Annotated in this window: 13 protein-coding genes; 3 read left to right on the top strand and 10 right to left on the bottom strand. The window is 66.1% G+C overall.

What is annotated here, in order from left to right:
- Window positions 1-319: 319 nt before the first annotated feature.
- The gene (locus J3A72_RS12990; RefSeq protein ID WP_032957243.1) at window positions 320-532 is read right to left on the bottom strand and encodes a hypothetical protein; all 213 of its coding nucleotides are present in this window, start codon (window positions 530-532) and stop codon (window positions 320-322) included.
- Window positions 533-638: 106 nt separating this feature from the next.
- Window positions 639-1838: a serine hydrolase domain-containing protein gene (locus J3A72_RS12985; protein ID WP_230374603.1), complete on the bottom strand. Its 1200-nt coding sequence runs from the start codon at window positions 1836-1838 to the stop codon at window positions 639-641.
- Between the two features lie 275 nt (window positions 1839-2113).
- Between J3A72_RS12985 and J3A72_RS12980 the strand changes: the two genes are divergently transcribed.
- Window positions 2114-3361 (top strand): arsenic transporter, encoded by a 1248-nt coding sequence (locus J3A72_RS12980; RefSeq protein WP_075076933.1) that lies wholly within the window; start codon window positions 2114-2116, stop codon window positions 3359-3361.
- A 25-nt stretch (window positions 3362-3386) separates the two neighbouring features.
- Here the strand turns inward: J3A72_RS12980 and J3A72_RS12975 are convergent, their stop codons facing one another.
- From J3A72_RS12975 to J3A72_RS12955, 5 genes are all read right to left on the bottom strand, one after another.
- A complete protein-coding gene (locus tag J3A72_RS12975) occupies window positions 3387-4820 on the bottom strand; it encodes a porin (protein WP_075076934.1) in 1434 nt (477 codons plus the stop codon).
- 132 nt (window positions 4821-4952) lie between these two features.
- Window positions 4953-5729, bottom strand: coding sequence for an ABC transporter permease (locus J3A72_RS12970; RefSeq protein WP_005409726.1), 777 nt, complete (start codon window positions 5727-5729; stop codon window positions 4953-4955).
- Window positions 5713-6546 carry an ABC transporter ATP-binding protein gene (locus tag J3A72_RS12965; protein ID WP_046430758.1) on the bottom strand — a complete coding sequence of 278 codons (834 nt, stop codon included), beginning with the start codon at window positions 6544-6546 and terminating at the stop codon, window positions 5713-5715. Before J3A72_RS12965 ends, J3A72_RS12970 begins: the two co-directional genes overlap by 17 nt.
- Window positions 6547-6559: 13 nt before the next feature.
- The gene (locus tag J3A72_RS12960) at window positions 6560-7618 is read right to left on the bottom strand and encodes an ABC transporter substrate-binding protein (RefSeq protein ID WP_041864185.1); all 1059 of its coding nucleotides are present in this window, start codon (window positions 7616-7618) and stop codon (window positions 6560-6562) included.
- 75 nt (window positions 7619-7693) lie between these two features.
- Window positions 7694-8815, bottom strand: coding sequence for a 4-oxalomesaconate tautomerase (locus J3A72_RS12955; protein WP_075076935.1), 1122 nt, complete (start codon window positions 8813-8815; stop codon window positions 7694-7696).
- 109 nt (window positions 8816-8924) lie between these two features.
- On the opposite strand from J3A72_RS12955, the gene J3A72_RS12950 reads away from it, so the two are divergent.
- Window positions 8925-9827, top strand: a complete 903-nt coding sequence (locus J3A72_RS12950) for a LysR family transcriptional regulator (protein ID WP_010485668.1) — start codon at window positions 8925-8927, stop codon at window positions 9825-9827.
- Window positions 9828-9840: 13 nt separating this feature from the next.
- Here the strand turns inward: J3A72_RS12950 and J3A72_RS12945 are convergent, their stop codons facing one another.
- The 3 genes from J3A72_RS12945 to J3A72_RS12935 all read right to left on the bottom strand — a co-directional run bounded on the left by J3A72_RS12945 (window position 9841) and on the right by J3A72_RS12935 (window position 11602).
- Window positions 9841-10407 (bottom strand): hypothetical protein, encoded by a 567-nt coding sequence (locus tag J3A72_RS12945; RefSeq protein ID WP_032958916.1) that lies wholly within the window; start codon window positions 10405-10407, stop codon window positions 9841-9843.
- A 10-nt stretch (window positions 10408-10417) separates the two neighbouring features.
- Entirely contained in the window at window positions 10418-10945 is a 528-nt protein-coding gene (locus tag J3A72_RS12940) for a hypothetical protein (protein ID WP_181160698.1), read from the bottom strand.
- 129 nt (window positions 10946-11074) lie between these two features.
- Entirely contained in the window at window positions 11075-11602 is a 528-nt protein-coding gene (locus tag J3A72_RS12935; protein ID WP_075076936.1) for a DUF6622 family protein, read from the bottom strand.
- A 234-nt stretch (window positions 11603-11836) separates the two neighbouring features.
- Between J3A72_RS12935 and J3A72_RS12930 the strand changes: the two genes are divergently transcribed.
- Entirely contained in the window at window positions 11837-12988 is a 1152-nt protein-coding gene (locus tag J3A72_RS12930) for a serine hydrolase domain-containing protein (protein ID WP_075076937.1), read from the top strand.
- The last annotated feature ends 3 nt before the right edge of the window (window positions 12989-12991 follow it).

The raw sequence follows: 12991 nt of genomic DNA, 5'->3' as shown, positions 1-12991 counted from the left end.
CGTTGCAGCGGAGAGTAATCACCCGGGTTCGCGCTTGTCACCATGCAGCGCAGCAAATCGGCAGCGCGCGTAGCGGCGCTGGAATCACCCCGCTACTGATGACCGGGCTGCTGCTGCATCCGGTCACCGCTCACCCGCCGCAGGAAAGATGCCCGCGCCTGCGGGTCATCCAGAAAGGAACGCACCGTGAACGCTCTCCAGCGCATCGTCGCCGCAGTCGGCTCGCCGTACTCGTTCCGTCCGGCTCCGCCGTTTTCGCGGCCAACGCCGTGATCGTGGACGGAGCAGATGAGCCGCTCACCGTGGTGCTACGCAGGGGCTACCACTCCGGTCCCAGCAGCTTCATCACTTCGACCTCCAGTTTCTGCGCGGCCTCGTCCTGGGAGGCGACCTTGATGCACAGCCCCGACTGCGCCGGCCCGGGCATCAGCTGGTATCGGTTGATGGTGCCGCCCCCGTCGCCGTCCAGCGCCACGCGCGCCACCACCGTGCGCCCATTGGCGTGGAAGGTCCAGTCCTGGTAATCAAACATGCTTCAGTATCCCGGCGGCCAAGGGGTCATCCCACCTTAGGCGGCACGACAGTGAAGAAGGCTCCAGGAAGTTGTTCAGAGCGCGTGGACATGATGATGGCAGCACCTACTGCAGTGCCCGCGCCAATTGCAGGACATCGGCGAAGAAGGACGCGTAGTCGTCCTGTGGGGCGCGGTGGCTCTCGCGCCGATGGATCAGGCGCACTGCGACGACGCGTTGTTCCGGAACGATCATCAGGTATTGGCCCAGGTAGCCGTTGGCGGCAAAGCCGACGACCGGTCCCCGTGTGATGTCGTAGAGATCGGCGAGCTTCAGGCCGCGCGCGGTGATCTGGCTGGCGTAACGCTGCGGCCCGTCTGCGCCCAACCGTTCGGTGAGGAATGCGATCAACTGCCCCCGGCTGTCGAATGTGCGCCCCGCGCTGGCCTGCACGGCGCGGCGCACGTCATCGTCAACGCCGTGCCCGGCCAGCAGGTCATCCAGCCGGGGGTTGAGCTGATAGCGTTCCCACGCTGGTATCCGCCACCACAACAGGCCCACGTCAGGCGAACGGGCACTTTCAGCAGTGATCAATGCCACTGACCGTTCACTCAACAGTCGTTTGCCATCCGGCGCCACGCCTCCATCCAGCAACAGTTGCCCGATGGCGGCAAGATCGGCGGCACGCAGGGACAGGCCCGCCATTCCCAGCGGAGTGCCTGCCTCATCCTTCATCCAGGTGTGGTGGGCAATGCCCAGCGGCTTGAACAGGCGCGCATCCAGGTAGGCATCCAGCGGCTCGCCCGCCAGGCGCTCGACAATGCCGGGCAGCAGGTTGGTGGCCTTGTTGTTGTAGGAAAACACGGCGCCCGGGTCGTCACTCAGCTCGGCTGCCAGTGCCAGTTTGACCAGGTCCGGGGCCCCTTCCAGTTCGGCGCCCGCGTTGGCCTCGTTCTGCAGGCCGGAGGTGTGGTCCAGCAGCATGCGCACGGTGATGCGGCTCTTCCTGCCCTGTTTCCATTCCGGATAGATCTGGCTGACCGGTACGTCGATCGAAGCCAGCTTGCCTTCGTCCAGCAGCAACGCAATGCCCAGCGCGACGACGGACTTGGTTGCCGACATCAGGTGCACGGATTCCTGCGCTGGGGCGGGCTTCAGCTCAAGCAGCGTGTCCCGGTCATGCATCACGAGCACCGCATCGGAATGCGAAGCACGCGCGTTGCGCTCGATCGTGGCGAGGGCGTCGGCACGCGGCGTCGCATGGGTGGGCCCCGCGATGCCGATCACGAGGGCCAGGGCGCAGGACAACCAGCAGGACGTTGGCATTGCGTTCTCTTCCAGTGAGTGTGCGCCCAGTGTGACTACATATGTAGTCACGCTGCAGTGCCTGAAGTCACGCCGCGCTTGATTGCCCATCCGCACCGGACGCCGGGTTCGTCACCAACGCGCCCGGCCCCCCAGCAGTCGCCATGCCAGTGCGCACGGTATGATGCGGCGATCCCGGAACCTGCGATGATTGCAGCGGCCGCCCATCCGCTGATCGCGTGCGCCAGGAGCACCTGCGCCGGGGTCGCTGCCGGTGCCGCTGAAGCCCCCACTCCATGCTCGCCCCCCATTCCCCCCTCGTGATCTGGGCAGCGGTCGCCGTTGCCACCATCGGCCTGCTGTTCCGTCCCTTCCGCATCCCCGAGTATGTGTGGGCGCTGGGTGCTGCCGCCCTGTTGCCGCTGCTGGGCGCGGTATCGCTGCAGACCGCATGGGGCGCGGTAGTCGAAGGCCGCGACGTCTACCTGTTCCTGGTCGGCATGATGGTGCTGGCCGAACTGGCGCGGCGCGAAGGCCTGTTCGATTGGCTGGCGTTGTACGCGGTGCGGCATGCGGGCGGATCGGGGCGACGCCTGTTCGACCTGGTGTTCCTGGTCGGCACGCTGGTGACGGTGTTCCTGTCCAACGATGCAACGGCCGTGGTGCTGACACCGGCGGTCTACGCGGCCTGCAAGGCGGCGCGCGCCAATCCCCTGCCCTACCTGTTCGTCTGCGCCTTCATTGCCAATGCGGCCAGCTTCGTGCTGCCCATCTCCAACCCGGCCAACCTGGTGGTGTACGGCCAGCACATGCCGCCACTGCTGCAGTGGCTGGCGCAGTTCGCGCTGCCGTCGGCGGCGGCGATCGGTGCCACCTACCTGGTGCTGCGCTGGGTACACCGGCGCGAAATCGCGCAGCCGCTGGTCGCCGCACCGGAACATCGCCCGCTGACCGAGGGTGGCCGACTGAGTGCATTGGGCGTGCTGTTCACCGGCAGCGTACTGCTGGTGACGTCCGCGCTGAACGGACCGCTGGGCCTGGCCACGTTCTGCGCCGGCGCGCTGAGCGTGGCGGTCGTGGTGATACGCCAGCGCCATAGCCCGCTGCCGCTGCTGCGGCATGTCGCCTGGGGCGTGCTGCCGCTGGTGGCCGGTCTGTTCGTGCTGGTGGAGGCGGTGGCGCAGACCGGCGTCATCCAGACTGCGGCAAGCGCGCTGCAGGCCATGGCGCAGGCTTCTCCCCACCAGGCCAGCTGGCTGGCCGGTGGCGCCGCTGCACTGCTGAGCAACGTAGCCAACAACCTGCCGGTCGGCCTGGCCGCCGGTTCGCTGGGCCAGATGGCTGAACTGCCCGCACAGACCCGTGCCGCACTGCTGATCGGCGTGGACCTGGGCCCGAACCTGTCGGTGACCGGCTCGCTGGCCACGATGCTGTGGCTGGTGGCGCTGCGCCGCGAGGGCGAGCATGTCAGCGCGCTCGGCTTCCTGCGCGTCGGCGCGCTGGTGATGCCGCCTGCACTCATCGCTGCGTTGTTGCTGCTGTGACCAGAATGCAGGCGGCGGCCCGGCGCTAGAAGACCAGCTGCAGACGGGTATTGAAGGTGGTGCCTTCATCCCTGCCCGCAGCACTGCCGCTGCGGTGGCGGGTCTGCCAACGCACGGCTTCGAACATCACCCGGCTGAAATCGTTGAGGTACCAGTTCGCGCCCAGTGTCCACGCGTGACCGGTACCACCACTGGGCAGTTCGGCATAGTCCACGTCCTCATAGCGGCCCTTCAGCTCCCACGCACCGCTGCCGCCGCGCGTCACCGGATCGGCCACCTTCACCTTGCCCCACGTGCCGGCCTTGCCCGAGTAGGACGGCAGCGCGCCCGCCAGGAACCAGCCGGCCGAGATCGCCCACGCTTCGTGGTCGCGATCATAGCGCCCGCTGGCATCGGCCCCGCGCAGGCTTCGCGTACCCCACTCGCCGGTTGCCCACGCCGGGCCGAAGAAGCCGGCCAGTTCCGCGCCGTAGGCGGTGCTGCGCTCGGCGCCCACCAGCGTGCCCGGTGTGATCCTGACCAGATCGTTGAAATGCCCCGCGATGGCCGAACTGCGCACCACGCCGCTGGCCCCGGCGGGAATCTTCTCGTGGAAGGCCCATGCGCCCAGATGCACCGTGGCGTCGGCGGTGTCCAGCGGATTCCAGTGGACGCGGGTGGCCCAGGTCTGGCTGTCGTTGTCGGTGCCGGCGTTGTTGAGGTCGTTGCCGGCCACCGACAGGCTGGCATGCCAGCCCCTTCCATACACCCGCTCGGTGAGCCCGACACCAAACAGGCCGCGCTGCGGCAGCAGCAGCGTGCCGACCACGTTGCGTTCCTGGAACGGCGTGTTGGAGGTGCTGCTTGAGCCATCGATACCGCGATCGTTCAAGCGGTTGCCGATCGTGAGATCGGCCGGCAGGCCGAACAGCGTGTGGTCCAGCGTGGCGTAGACCGACTTCCACGCCACCGCGTTGTCGGCGAAGTCGCCCTCCACGACCCAGCCCAGGGTGCCGTAGCGCCCCTCGGCCCCCAGGCGCACCGAACGGACCTCGGTACCCGAAACGTTGCGGCCGGCGACCGCCGAACCGTCGGTGCTGGAGGCATCGACGAACAGGCGGCCACGTGGGCGGAACACCGTCGTGCCGTCGGCACTGCTGAACTCCGGTGCACCCTTGGCCCAGGAGACCTTCGGCAGCCTGGACTGGCTGGTTTCCAGTGCGGCCACCCGCGTTTCCAGCGCAGGCGCGGGCGGCGTTGACGGTGCCCCCTCACTGCCCTGCCCGCCTTCGACGGCGCGGAGGCGTGCTTCCAGTTGCTGGATCTGCAGTGCCTGCTGCTGCACCAGGCGTGACAGCTCGGCCTGGCTCAGCGGCGCGGGCAGCGACGACGTGGACTGTGCGTCGGCATGGCCACTGGCCAACAGCAGGCCGAGCGCGACCGACAGCGCTGCCAGCGGCAGCACGTTGGAATGGTTCATGGGCTCTCTCCGGCCAGCCGGCCCCCTGGCCTGGCGCTGGCCCGTTGCGGTGGTGCGGGGGAAGATCGGGGAAGGAAGCACGCGCCGCCGGATCGGCCCGGCGGCGCGGCAGGCGGGCTCAGCCCGTCCGGGTCAGCTGGTGGCCTGTGCCTGGGCGTTGGGACGCCAGGTGATCAGCTTGTTCTCGACCACGTCCAGCAGCGCGTCGATGACCAGCACGAAGGCGGCCAGGATGATGATGCCGGCGAACACACCCACAGCGTTGAAGTTGCCTTCTGCCTGCGCGATCAGGTAGCCCAGGCCCGCCGAGGCGCCGAGGTATTCGCCGATGATCGCACCGACCACGGCAAAGCCGACCGAAGTACGCAGCGAAGACAGGATCCAGCTCGCCGCTGCGGGGAAGTAGACATGGCGCAGCAGGTCACTGCGGCTCGCCCCCAGGATGCGGGCATTGGCAAGCACCACCGGATTCACCTCGCGCACGCCCTGCATGGCATTGAAGAACGTGGTGAAGAACACCAGCGTGACCGCCAGCGCCACCTTCGACCACAGCCCCAGGCCCAGCCACAGCACGAAAATCGGCGCCAGCACCACGCGCGGAATCGCGTTGAAGCCCTTGATGAAGGGATCGAGGATGCGTGCCGAGCGGCGGCTCAGGCCGAGCCAGACGCCGCCGGCCACACCCAGGCCGGTGCCGATGATGTAGCCCAGCGCGGTTTCGGTCAGCGTGATGTAGACATGCTGATAGAACGACGTATCGGACAGCCAGGTCCAGGCCTGCTGCACGATGGCGGTTGGCGATGGGAAGAAGAACGGGTCGATCACGCCCAGCGCGATGCCGCCTTCCCAGCCACCGAACACGGCGACCACCAGCGCGAGCTGGATGAACTTGTCAGTCTTGGCGTGCATAGCTCTTCTCCACTTCGCCGCGCAGGCAGGCCCAGATGTCGCGGTACAGGTCGGTGAAACGGTCATCCAGCTTGATTTCGGCCACGTTCCTCGGCCGTTCCAGATCCACATCGAAACTGCGCACCACGCGGCTGGCCGGGCCGGAGGACAGCACCACCACGCGGTCGCCCAGGGCGATCGCTTCTTCCAGATCGTGGGTGATCAGGATCACCGAGCGCCGGTCTTCCTGCCACAACCTCAGCAGCTCGTTCTGCATGAGGTGGCGGGTATGGATGTCCAGCGCCGAGAACGGCTCATCCATCAGGATCACCTTCGGCTCGACGATCAACGCCTGGGCCATCTGCACACGCTTGCGCTGGCCACCGGACAGCTGGTGCGGGTAGCGATGCTCGAAGCCGGCCAGGCCGACCTTGGCCAGCCACGCGTCGGCCTTGGCCTTGCGTTCGGCCTCGGGCACACCACGGAAGCGCAGGCCGAGTTCAACATTCTGGTACGCGGTCTTCCACGGCAGCAACGCGTCCTGCTGGAACAGGTAGCCGACCGACTCCTGCACGCCGCTGACGGCACGGCCATCGATGCTGACCTGGCCCGACGACGGCTTCAGCAGGCCCGCCACGGAATTGAGGATGGTGCTCTTGCCGCAGCCAGTGGGTCCGACGATGGCAAGGAACTCGCCGTCACCCACCTGGATGTCGACATCGCGTACGGCGGTGAATTCGCCGAAGGACATGGTCACCTTGTTGATGGCGACCATGGTCTGTGCAGGCTCCAGCTGCGGCGCGCCATTGAACTGGCGCACGGTGGCATTGAGGGCCATGGTTTACCTCCGCTTACGGTTGGGCAGCCGGCGCCGCAGCGTTGGCACGCTCGACGAAGGCATTGGTATAGGTCCGGGACAGATCGATATCGGCCTTGGCGACATCCGTGTTGAACTCACGCAGCACCTTCAGCGGTGTTTCCAGATCGGCAGGCGTGAAGTGACCGTCCCGGGTGAAGATCGCGCGCGCGTTCTCCACCGCGCGGGCATAGGTGGCGCGGTCACCGGAGACGTAGCTGTCCGGCAGCGCGGCCACGATGTCTTCAGCACTGTTGTCGGCGATGAACTTCAAGGCCATCTGCTCGGCGCGGGCGATCTTCTCGGCCGCTTCGGGTCGCGTGTCCAGGAAGCTCTGGTTGGCGTACATCACCGAGGTCGGGTACAGGCCGCCATAGACCTGGCGGGCGCCGTCGTCGCTGCGCGCGTCGAGGATGATCCTGCCGACCTTGCGCTCGGTGATCAGGGTGGCGGCAGGATCATAGTTGACGAGCAGGTCGATCTTGCCCTGCTCGAGCGCGGCCACCGCTGCGGCGCCCGAGCCGACGCCGATCAACGAGATGCTGTCGGCCGGAATATCGTGCTGGGCGAGGAAGTGACGGACGAAGAAGTCGGACGAGGAGCCCGGCGCGGTGATCCCGACCTTCTGGCCCTTGATGGTCTCCGGGCGCGCCGGATCGAAGGTGGCATCCTCGCGGCCGGCCATCACCAGGCCGGAGTTGCGCGAGAGCAGTACGAAGGCCACCACGTCCTTGCCCTTGGCCTGCATCTGGATGGTGTGGTCGTAGAAGCCGACGGCCACGTCGGTGGAATTGGCCACCAGCGCCTGCAATACCTTGGAGCCGCCCTGGGCGAAGTTCTCGGTCTTCACCTGCAGGCCGACGTCCTTGAAGTACCCCTTGGCGTCGGCGATGAAGAACGGCAGGTTGTTGAGGTTGTAGGAGCCGACGCTGATGCGTACCGGGGCATTGTCGCCACCGCCGGCGGATGCGCCTTCGCTGCGCCCGCTGTTGCTGCATCCGGCCGCGGCCAGACCGGCCGCGCACAGCGCGGCCAAGAAGAACTGCTTGTACATCATCCCTCCCAGGAGTGAAGCATCTACGTTGTAATGGCGGGCATGCGCGTCTACGCAGGCCCGTCCGGGTTCAGATCATGCCGCTGACGTCCATTGGCGGGCTTGGGTGGCACTGGCCGTGGCGGGCGCGGGCGAAGTCGCGTACACGCGCCCCTCGAACAAGCGGCGTGCGGTGCGGACCACGCTGGCAATCACCGGCGAATCGCCCGAGCTGCGACTGAGGCCCACCTCCAGGGCCCCACTCGGATGTTCGAGGGTAATGCTGCCGGGAACGGACCGGCATCCGACCAAAGTGTGGGCCAGCGTGCCCGGCGTGACGGCGGCGGTGGCCAGGCCGACCGCACCGGTAATGGCCAGTGCGGTGTGGCATTGGTGCGGCATGAAATAGCGCACCTGCAGATCGCCGCCCTGTTGCGGCGCCGACAGCAGCACCGGCTTGGGAATGACCTTGTTGCCGGCGTCGGCGATGCCCATGCGGGCGCCCGCCTCGATGCGCAGCGCTTCCAGCCGGCGCATGAACGCCGCGTCCGCGTTCAGTTCGGCGGGCGAGGCATCACCGCGCACGCCCAGGTCTTCGGCACGCACCAGCATCATCGGCATGGCGCAGTCCACCAGGCTGGCCGGCACGCCATTGATGGTTTCCTGCGCATGCCCGCTGGGCAGCAGCTTGCCGGTGCGGGCGCCTGCCGCATCAAGGAAGGACAGCCTGACCGGCGCGGCTGCGCCCGGCGCGCCGGCAATGCGCGTATCACCGCGGTAGGCCACAGTGCCGCCCGGCGTTTCCACCGTGGCGATGATCAGCTTGCCGGTGTTGACGTTGTGGATGCGCACCTCGGTCTGCGGATCCTGCGCCTGCACCAGCCCACGCTCGATGGCATACGGGCCCACGGCCGCCAGCATGTTGCCGCAGTTGGGCGAGGTATCCACCACCTGCTGCTCCACCCGGACCTGGGCGAACAGGTAGTCCACGTCGGCGTCCGCCCGGCTCGAGCAGTCGATGATCGCCACCTTGCTGGTCAGTGCGTTGCCACCGCCGATGCCGTCGATCTGCAACGGATGGCCCGAGCCCATCACTTCCAGCAGCAGGCGATCCCGTTCGGCGGTGTCCGCCGGCAGGTCGCTGGCCAGGAAGAACGGGCCCTTGGAGGTGCCGCCGCGCATGAGCACGCAGGGAATGCTGAGCAGATCGTTGGACATACGTGTGCTAGATTGATGCGTATAGGGGATGAATGACCCCTCTGTGATTCGATACTGGCATGACCCTAATTGATCTGTGAATTGCTGATTTTTGGATGATTGATACCCAATGAGCATCAATTGCGAAATCCTGGATCTACGCGCGTTCCTGCTGGTATCGGAGACACGCAGCTTCCATCGCGCCGCTGAAATCCTGCACGTCTCCCAGCCGGCGCTCAGCCGACGGATACAGAAGCTGGAGCAGGCCGTGGGTTCGCCGCTGCTGGAGCGCACCACGCGCAGCGTCAGTACCACCGCTGTCGGCGAGAACCTGCTGCCACTGGTGCGCCGCATGCTGGAGGAATTCGATGGCTCGCTGTTCTCGCTGCGCGGCCGCGAAGACACCCGCGGCGCCACCGTGACCATCGCGTGCCTGCCGACGGCGGCGTTCTACTTCCTGCCCAGCGTGATGGCGCGTTTCCACGAAGCACACCCGAACGTGCGCTTCCGCATTCTGGATATCCCGGCCACGGAGGGTCTGCAGGCAGTGGAACGTGGTGAAGTCGAGTTCGGCATCAACTTCATGGGCGCCAACGATCCGAATCTCGACTTCGACGTGCTGGCCGAGGATCCCTTCGTCCTCGCCTGCCGGCGCGATCATCCGCTGGCCCGCAAGCGCAAAGTGGAATGGGCTGATCTGGCCGAGCACCAGCTGATCACCGTGCATCGCACCAGCGGTAACCGCACGCTGCTGGACGGCGCGCTGGCGCGCGAGAACCTCAAGTTGAGCTGGCACTACGAGGTGACGCACCTGTCGACGTCACTGGGCATGGTCGAGGCCGGCATCGGCGTGTCGGTGCTACCGAAGATGGCCACGCCGGACGGGGATCACCCCACCCTGGTGACGCGCGCGATCGGCAACCCGGTGGTGTCGCGCACGATCGGCATCGTCCGCCGACGGGGTGCCCTGCTCTCGCCCACCGCAGAGCGATTCCTTCAGATGCTGATGAGCCAGTGGCGTGGGGAGGCGTGAGCAACCGCGCGGTTCACGCGCTTGTGCTGTCCTGACTCCAGGCGAATGTGCTGCTGCCACCCATCAATCGGGCCGTCTGCATCGACCATTCCTGCAGAAGCTGCCGCGCGCCTGATTCGCCACCTCGCCCGATTGCCTCCAGCATCCTGTCCAGTCTTCCGCGGATCGCGCTGGACACCGGCAGTGCGAGCAGATTCTTCAGTGCAGCGTCTGCGGCCGGGAAATCGCCCAGGCGAATGGTGGACAGGTACTTCACCCATTGGCAGTAATCGCCCTCGAAACCGGCCTCTTCAACATACATCAGAAGGTCCGCAGCTGTTCTCACCCCTTCGAGCATTGCGAGGTGAGCCTCGTGCGTGCCGCGGAAAAAGTCCTTTGGATCTTCCGGGCAAGCGACCCTCTGGCCGAGAGACATATGCAGGTGTGGCAGGCCGTCATAGACCGGAAGTGCGAAGGTCCATACATAGATGGAGGACGGCGCTGGGTCCATGGCAAACCCGGAGATCACATCGCGCGTGTACGAAACAATCAGAAAGTTGCCAACCACCCGCAACCCAGCCTTCCTGGCGTTCCGTTTCATTGTCCACAGATCAATGGATCTCATGCGTGCGCCCGACGGTTGGCGAGGACGCAGGACGTTCGATGTTCAACTGGATGCCCTGCACCATTCGCCTTCCGTCGCGCAGGACAACAAGGGCTCGATCCAGATCGCGCCTTGCAATGGAAATCGATCTCAGACCAAGCGATTGAGCGACCTCGCACTGCGAAAAGAAGATGTCATAGGTCTCCATCAACTCGGCATGAAACAGCTGATTGGGGGCGTTGTCGATCACCCTGGAGAGGTCCGTCATGAAATTCCATGCATCCACGACCTCCCCGGGGTCGACCTCCCGCCCTGAATCTACAGACGAGATCAGCGAGTCGAGGTCAATGACGGACTCTCCTTCCCAGTCCAGGACTCGGCCGCGCGCGGCAACCTGACCCTCCAGCCCTTCCTTGCTGCTATCGCAGACAGGCCTTCCATTGCTGGACATCACCCGATCATGGTCACCTGATACCCAGGCAAACCAGATGATCCGCATTCCCCCTGCAACGCCGACCGGATATATCGCTTCCACTATCGATTCCTGCTCAGATGGTTCCATCCATCCCGGGCTCTCACGGGAGGTGCAGCCGCTCCGATGGTAACGCCAAACTCGATTGCCGATGACCTGCGGAGCCTCCAGCGACCGGCACTACCAGGTCAATCAACCTGCGGTTTCCAGTCCCTTCCCCGCCGCATCCATCCGCAGCGAGGCCAGGTAGCGACAGTACTTGCCCACGAAGACGCCAGTGAACCCGCCGGTCAGCAGCAGGTAGGCGGCGCTGAAGCCGGCACTGGCGGTCAGCGTCGGCGACACCGCAAATGCGACCTCGAAGCCGTACTTCACCAGGAAGGTGACCAGCAGCAGCGGCAGCAGGCTGAAGTCCGCGCTGCGCCAGAGCTTGCCGGTGCTGCGGTCCAGCGTCAGCTTCAATCGACTCAACAGCAGCCAGGCAAGCGCGGCCCCCGTGGCGATGCCGGCCAGCCACTCGCTCCAGGCGATCAGCGACGCGCCGAAACGATGGCTGATCGACCACGCGCCCCAGACGGCAAACAGGCCGGGCACGATCGCCAGCTTCTGCAGCGAGGTCTGGGCCGGCTTCATGGCGGCAATGCCACGGGTGACCAGGAAGGCCAGGAGCAGCCAGACCCAGATCGGCGTCTGCGAGGCGAGTTGCTGGAGCATGTTCATGAGCGGTCCCCCTGGTGAGTGGTGGCTGAGTGGTGGCGAGGTGTCCTCGCCTTGGCGCTCACTATTCGCTTCCGCCCGGGTTGCAGCCAGTGACAGCTGTCAGCCATCGCGGATGACCCGCCGGCATGCTGCGCGTCCCCGGCAGCTGTCGGGGTGAATTCACCCGGTTCACCCTGAGCGGGCCGGCCCTCGGTCCGCGCTACCATCACCACGACGCCGCTGCGAGCCACGTGCATGTACCACGACCCTGTTCGACGCCGCCTGTGTGCGGCGCTGCTGGCTACCGGCTGCGGCCTGTCAGCACCATCGGCGCTGGCGAGCCGGGCGACGTTGGCGGGATGCGGTTCGCTGACCGCATTGCTGCAGGCCGAACGGCAGCCTGGCATGGCGGCCGTTCTGGTCGATCACGGGCGCATTGCCGCGCTGTCCACGACCGGGCGGCTCAATGACACCCGGCCTGCACCGATTGATCGCCATACCGTGTTCGAACTGGGGTCGATCACCAAGCTGTTCACGGCCCTGCTGATATTCCGGCTCCAGCAGCGGCATCTGCTCGACGTCACCGCGCCCATCGGCGAGTACGTGGAAGGGTTGCCTTCCGTATGGGCATCCACTTCGCTGCTGCAGCTGCTGAGCCATACCTCAGGCATTCCCAACTATCTGAATGAAGACAACTTCCTGCGGTTGATGCCGACGAATCCAGCCCCCCGTGAATTGCTCGCAGAGGTGGCCGAGCGGCCGCTGGCGTTTGCGCCCGGTGCGCGGCACGCCTATTCCAATACGAACTACATCCTGCTCGGCCTGGCCATCGAGCATGCAACCGGCATGGACTACTGGGGGGTTCTGCAGGAGGAGATACTGTCGCCGCTGGGCATGCGCGATGCGGGACCGCGTCGTGCCGACGATCGGCGCCGTGTTGCCCAGGGGCATCTGTTCCAGGATGGCCACTGGCGCGCACCGCCACCCACTGCTCCGGGCTCGGCATGGGCCGCTGGCGGCCTGCTCGCCAGCATCGACGACATGGCGCGCTTTGCTGTGGCGCTGGACCAGCATCGACTGTTGCCCGAGTCGGCCCTGAAGCGGATGTGGTGCGACACACTCCTCGCCAATGGTAGCAAGGCGGGCTGGGGGGCCGGCTGGGAAGTTTCCGATGGCGGAAAGGTAGTCGGCCATGGCGGCGGGACCGCAGGCTTTACCGGGTATCTCCGGCACCGTCCCACCGATCGAAGAACGCTCGTCGTGCTGATCAATCGCGCCGGAGATATCAACCCGCAGGGCATTGCAGAGCGCCTCGACCTGGGCATGCGTGGCTGCAATGGGAGGCTTTCCAGGCCGGCGCCTTCGCTGGATCAACCCGGCACCCGGACAACGCGATCCGTGCCATGATGC

Origin of the sequence: Stenotrophomonas sp. PvP093 (assembly GCF_017876915.1) — a bacterium.
Lineage (GTDB): Bacteria > Pseudomonadota > Gammaproteobacteria > Xanthomonadales > Xanthomonadaceae > Stenotrophomonas > Stenotrophomonas muris.
Note: the sequence above shows the minus strand (reverse complement) of the source record. Positions and strands in the feature narration are given on the sequence as shown.

Coding starts and splice junctions, on each gene's coding strand:
- J3A72_RS12975 (WP_075076934.1), bottom strand. CDS start 4,820: ATGAACCATTCCAACGTGCTGCCGCTGGCAGCGCTGTCGGTCGCGCTC.
- J3A72_RS12930 (WP_075076937.1), top strand. CDS start 11,837: ATGTACCACGACCCTGTTCGACGCCGCCTGTGTGCGGCGCTGCTGGCT.
- J3A72_RS12945 (WP_032958916.1), bottom strand. CDS start 10,407: ATGAAACGGAACGCCAGGAAGGCTGGGTTGCGGGTGGTTGGCAACTTT.
- J3A72_RS12960 (WP_041864185.1), bottom strand. CDS start 7,618: ATGTACAAGCAGTTCTTCTTGGCCGCGCTGTGCGCGGCCGGTCTGGCC.
- J3A72_RS12935 (WP_075076936.1), bottom strand. CDS start 11,602: ATGAACATGCTCCAGCAACTCGCCTCGCAGACGCCGATCTGGGTCTGG.
- J3A72_RS12990 (WP_032957243.1), bottom strand. CDS start 532: ATGTTTGATTACCAGGACTGGACCTTCCACGCCAATGGGCGCACGGTG.
- J3A72_RS12970 (WP_005409726.1), bottom strand. CDS start 5,729: ATGCACGCCAAGACTGACAAGTTCATCCAGCTCGCGCTGGTGGTCGCC.
- J3A72_RS12985 (WP_230374603.1), bottom strand. CDS start 1,838: ATGCCAACGTCCTGCTGGTTGTCCTGCGCCCTGGCCCTCGTGATCGGC.
- J3A72_RS12950 (WP_010485668.1), top strand. CDS start 8,925: ATGAGCATCAATTGCGAAATCCTGGATCTACGCGCGTTCCTGCTGGTA.
- J3A72_RS12965 (WP_046430758.1), bottom strand. CDS start 6,546: ATGGCCCTCAATGCCACCGTGCGCCAGTTCAATGGCGCGCCGCAGCTG.
- J3A72_RS12955 (WP_075076935.1), bottom strand. CDS start 8,815: ATGTCCAACGATCTGCTCAGCATTCCCTGCGTGCTCATGCGCGGCGGC.
- J3A72_RS12980 (WP_075076933.1), top strand. CDS start 2,114: ATGCTCGCCCCCCATTCCCCCCTCGTGATCTGGGCAGCGGTCGCCGTT.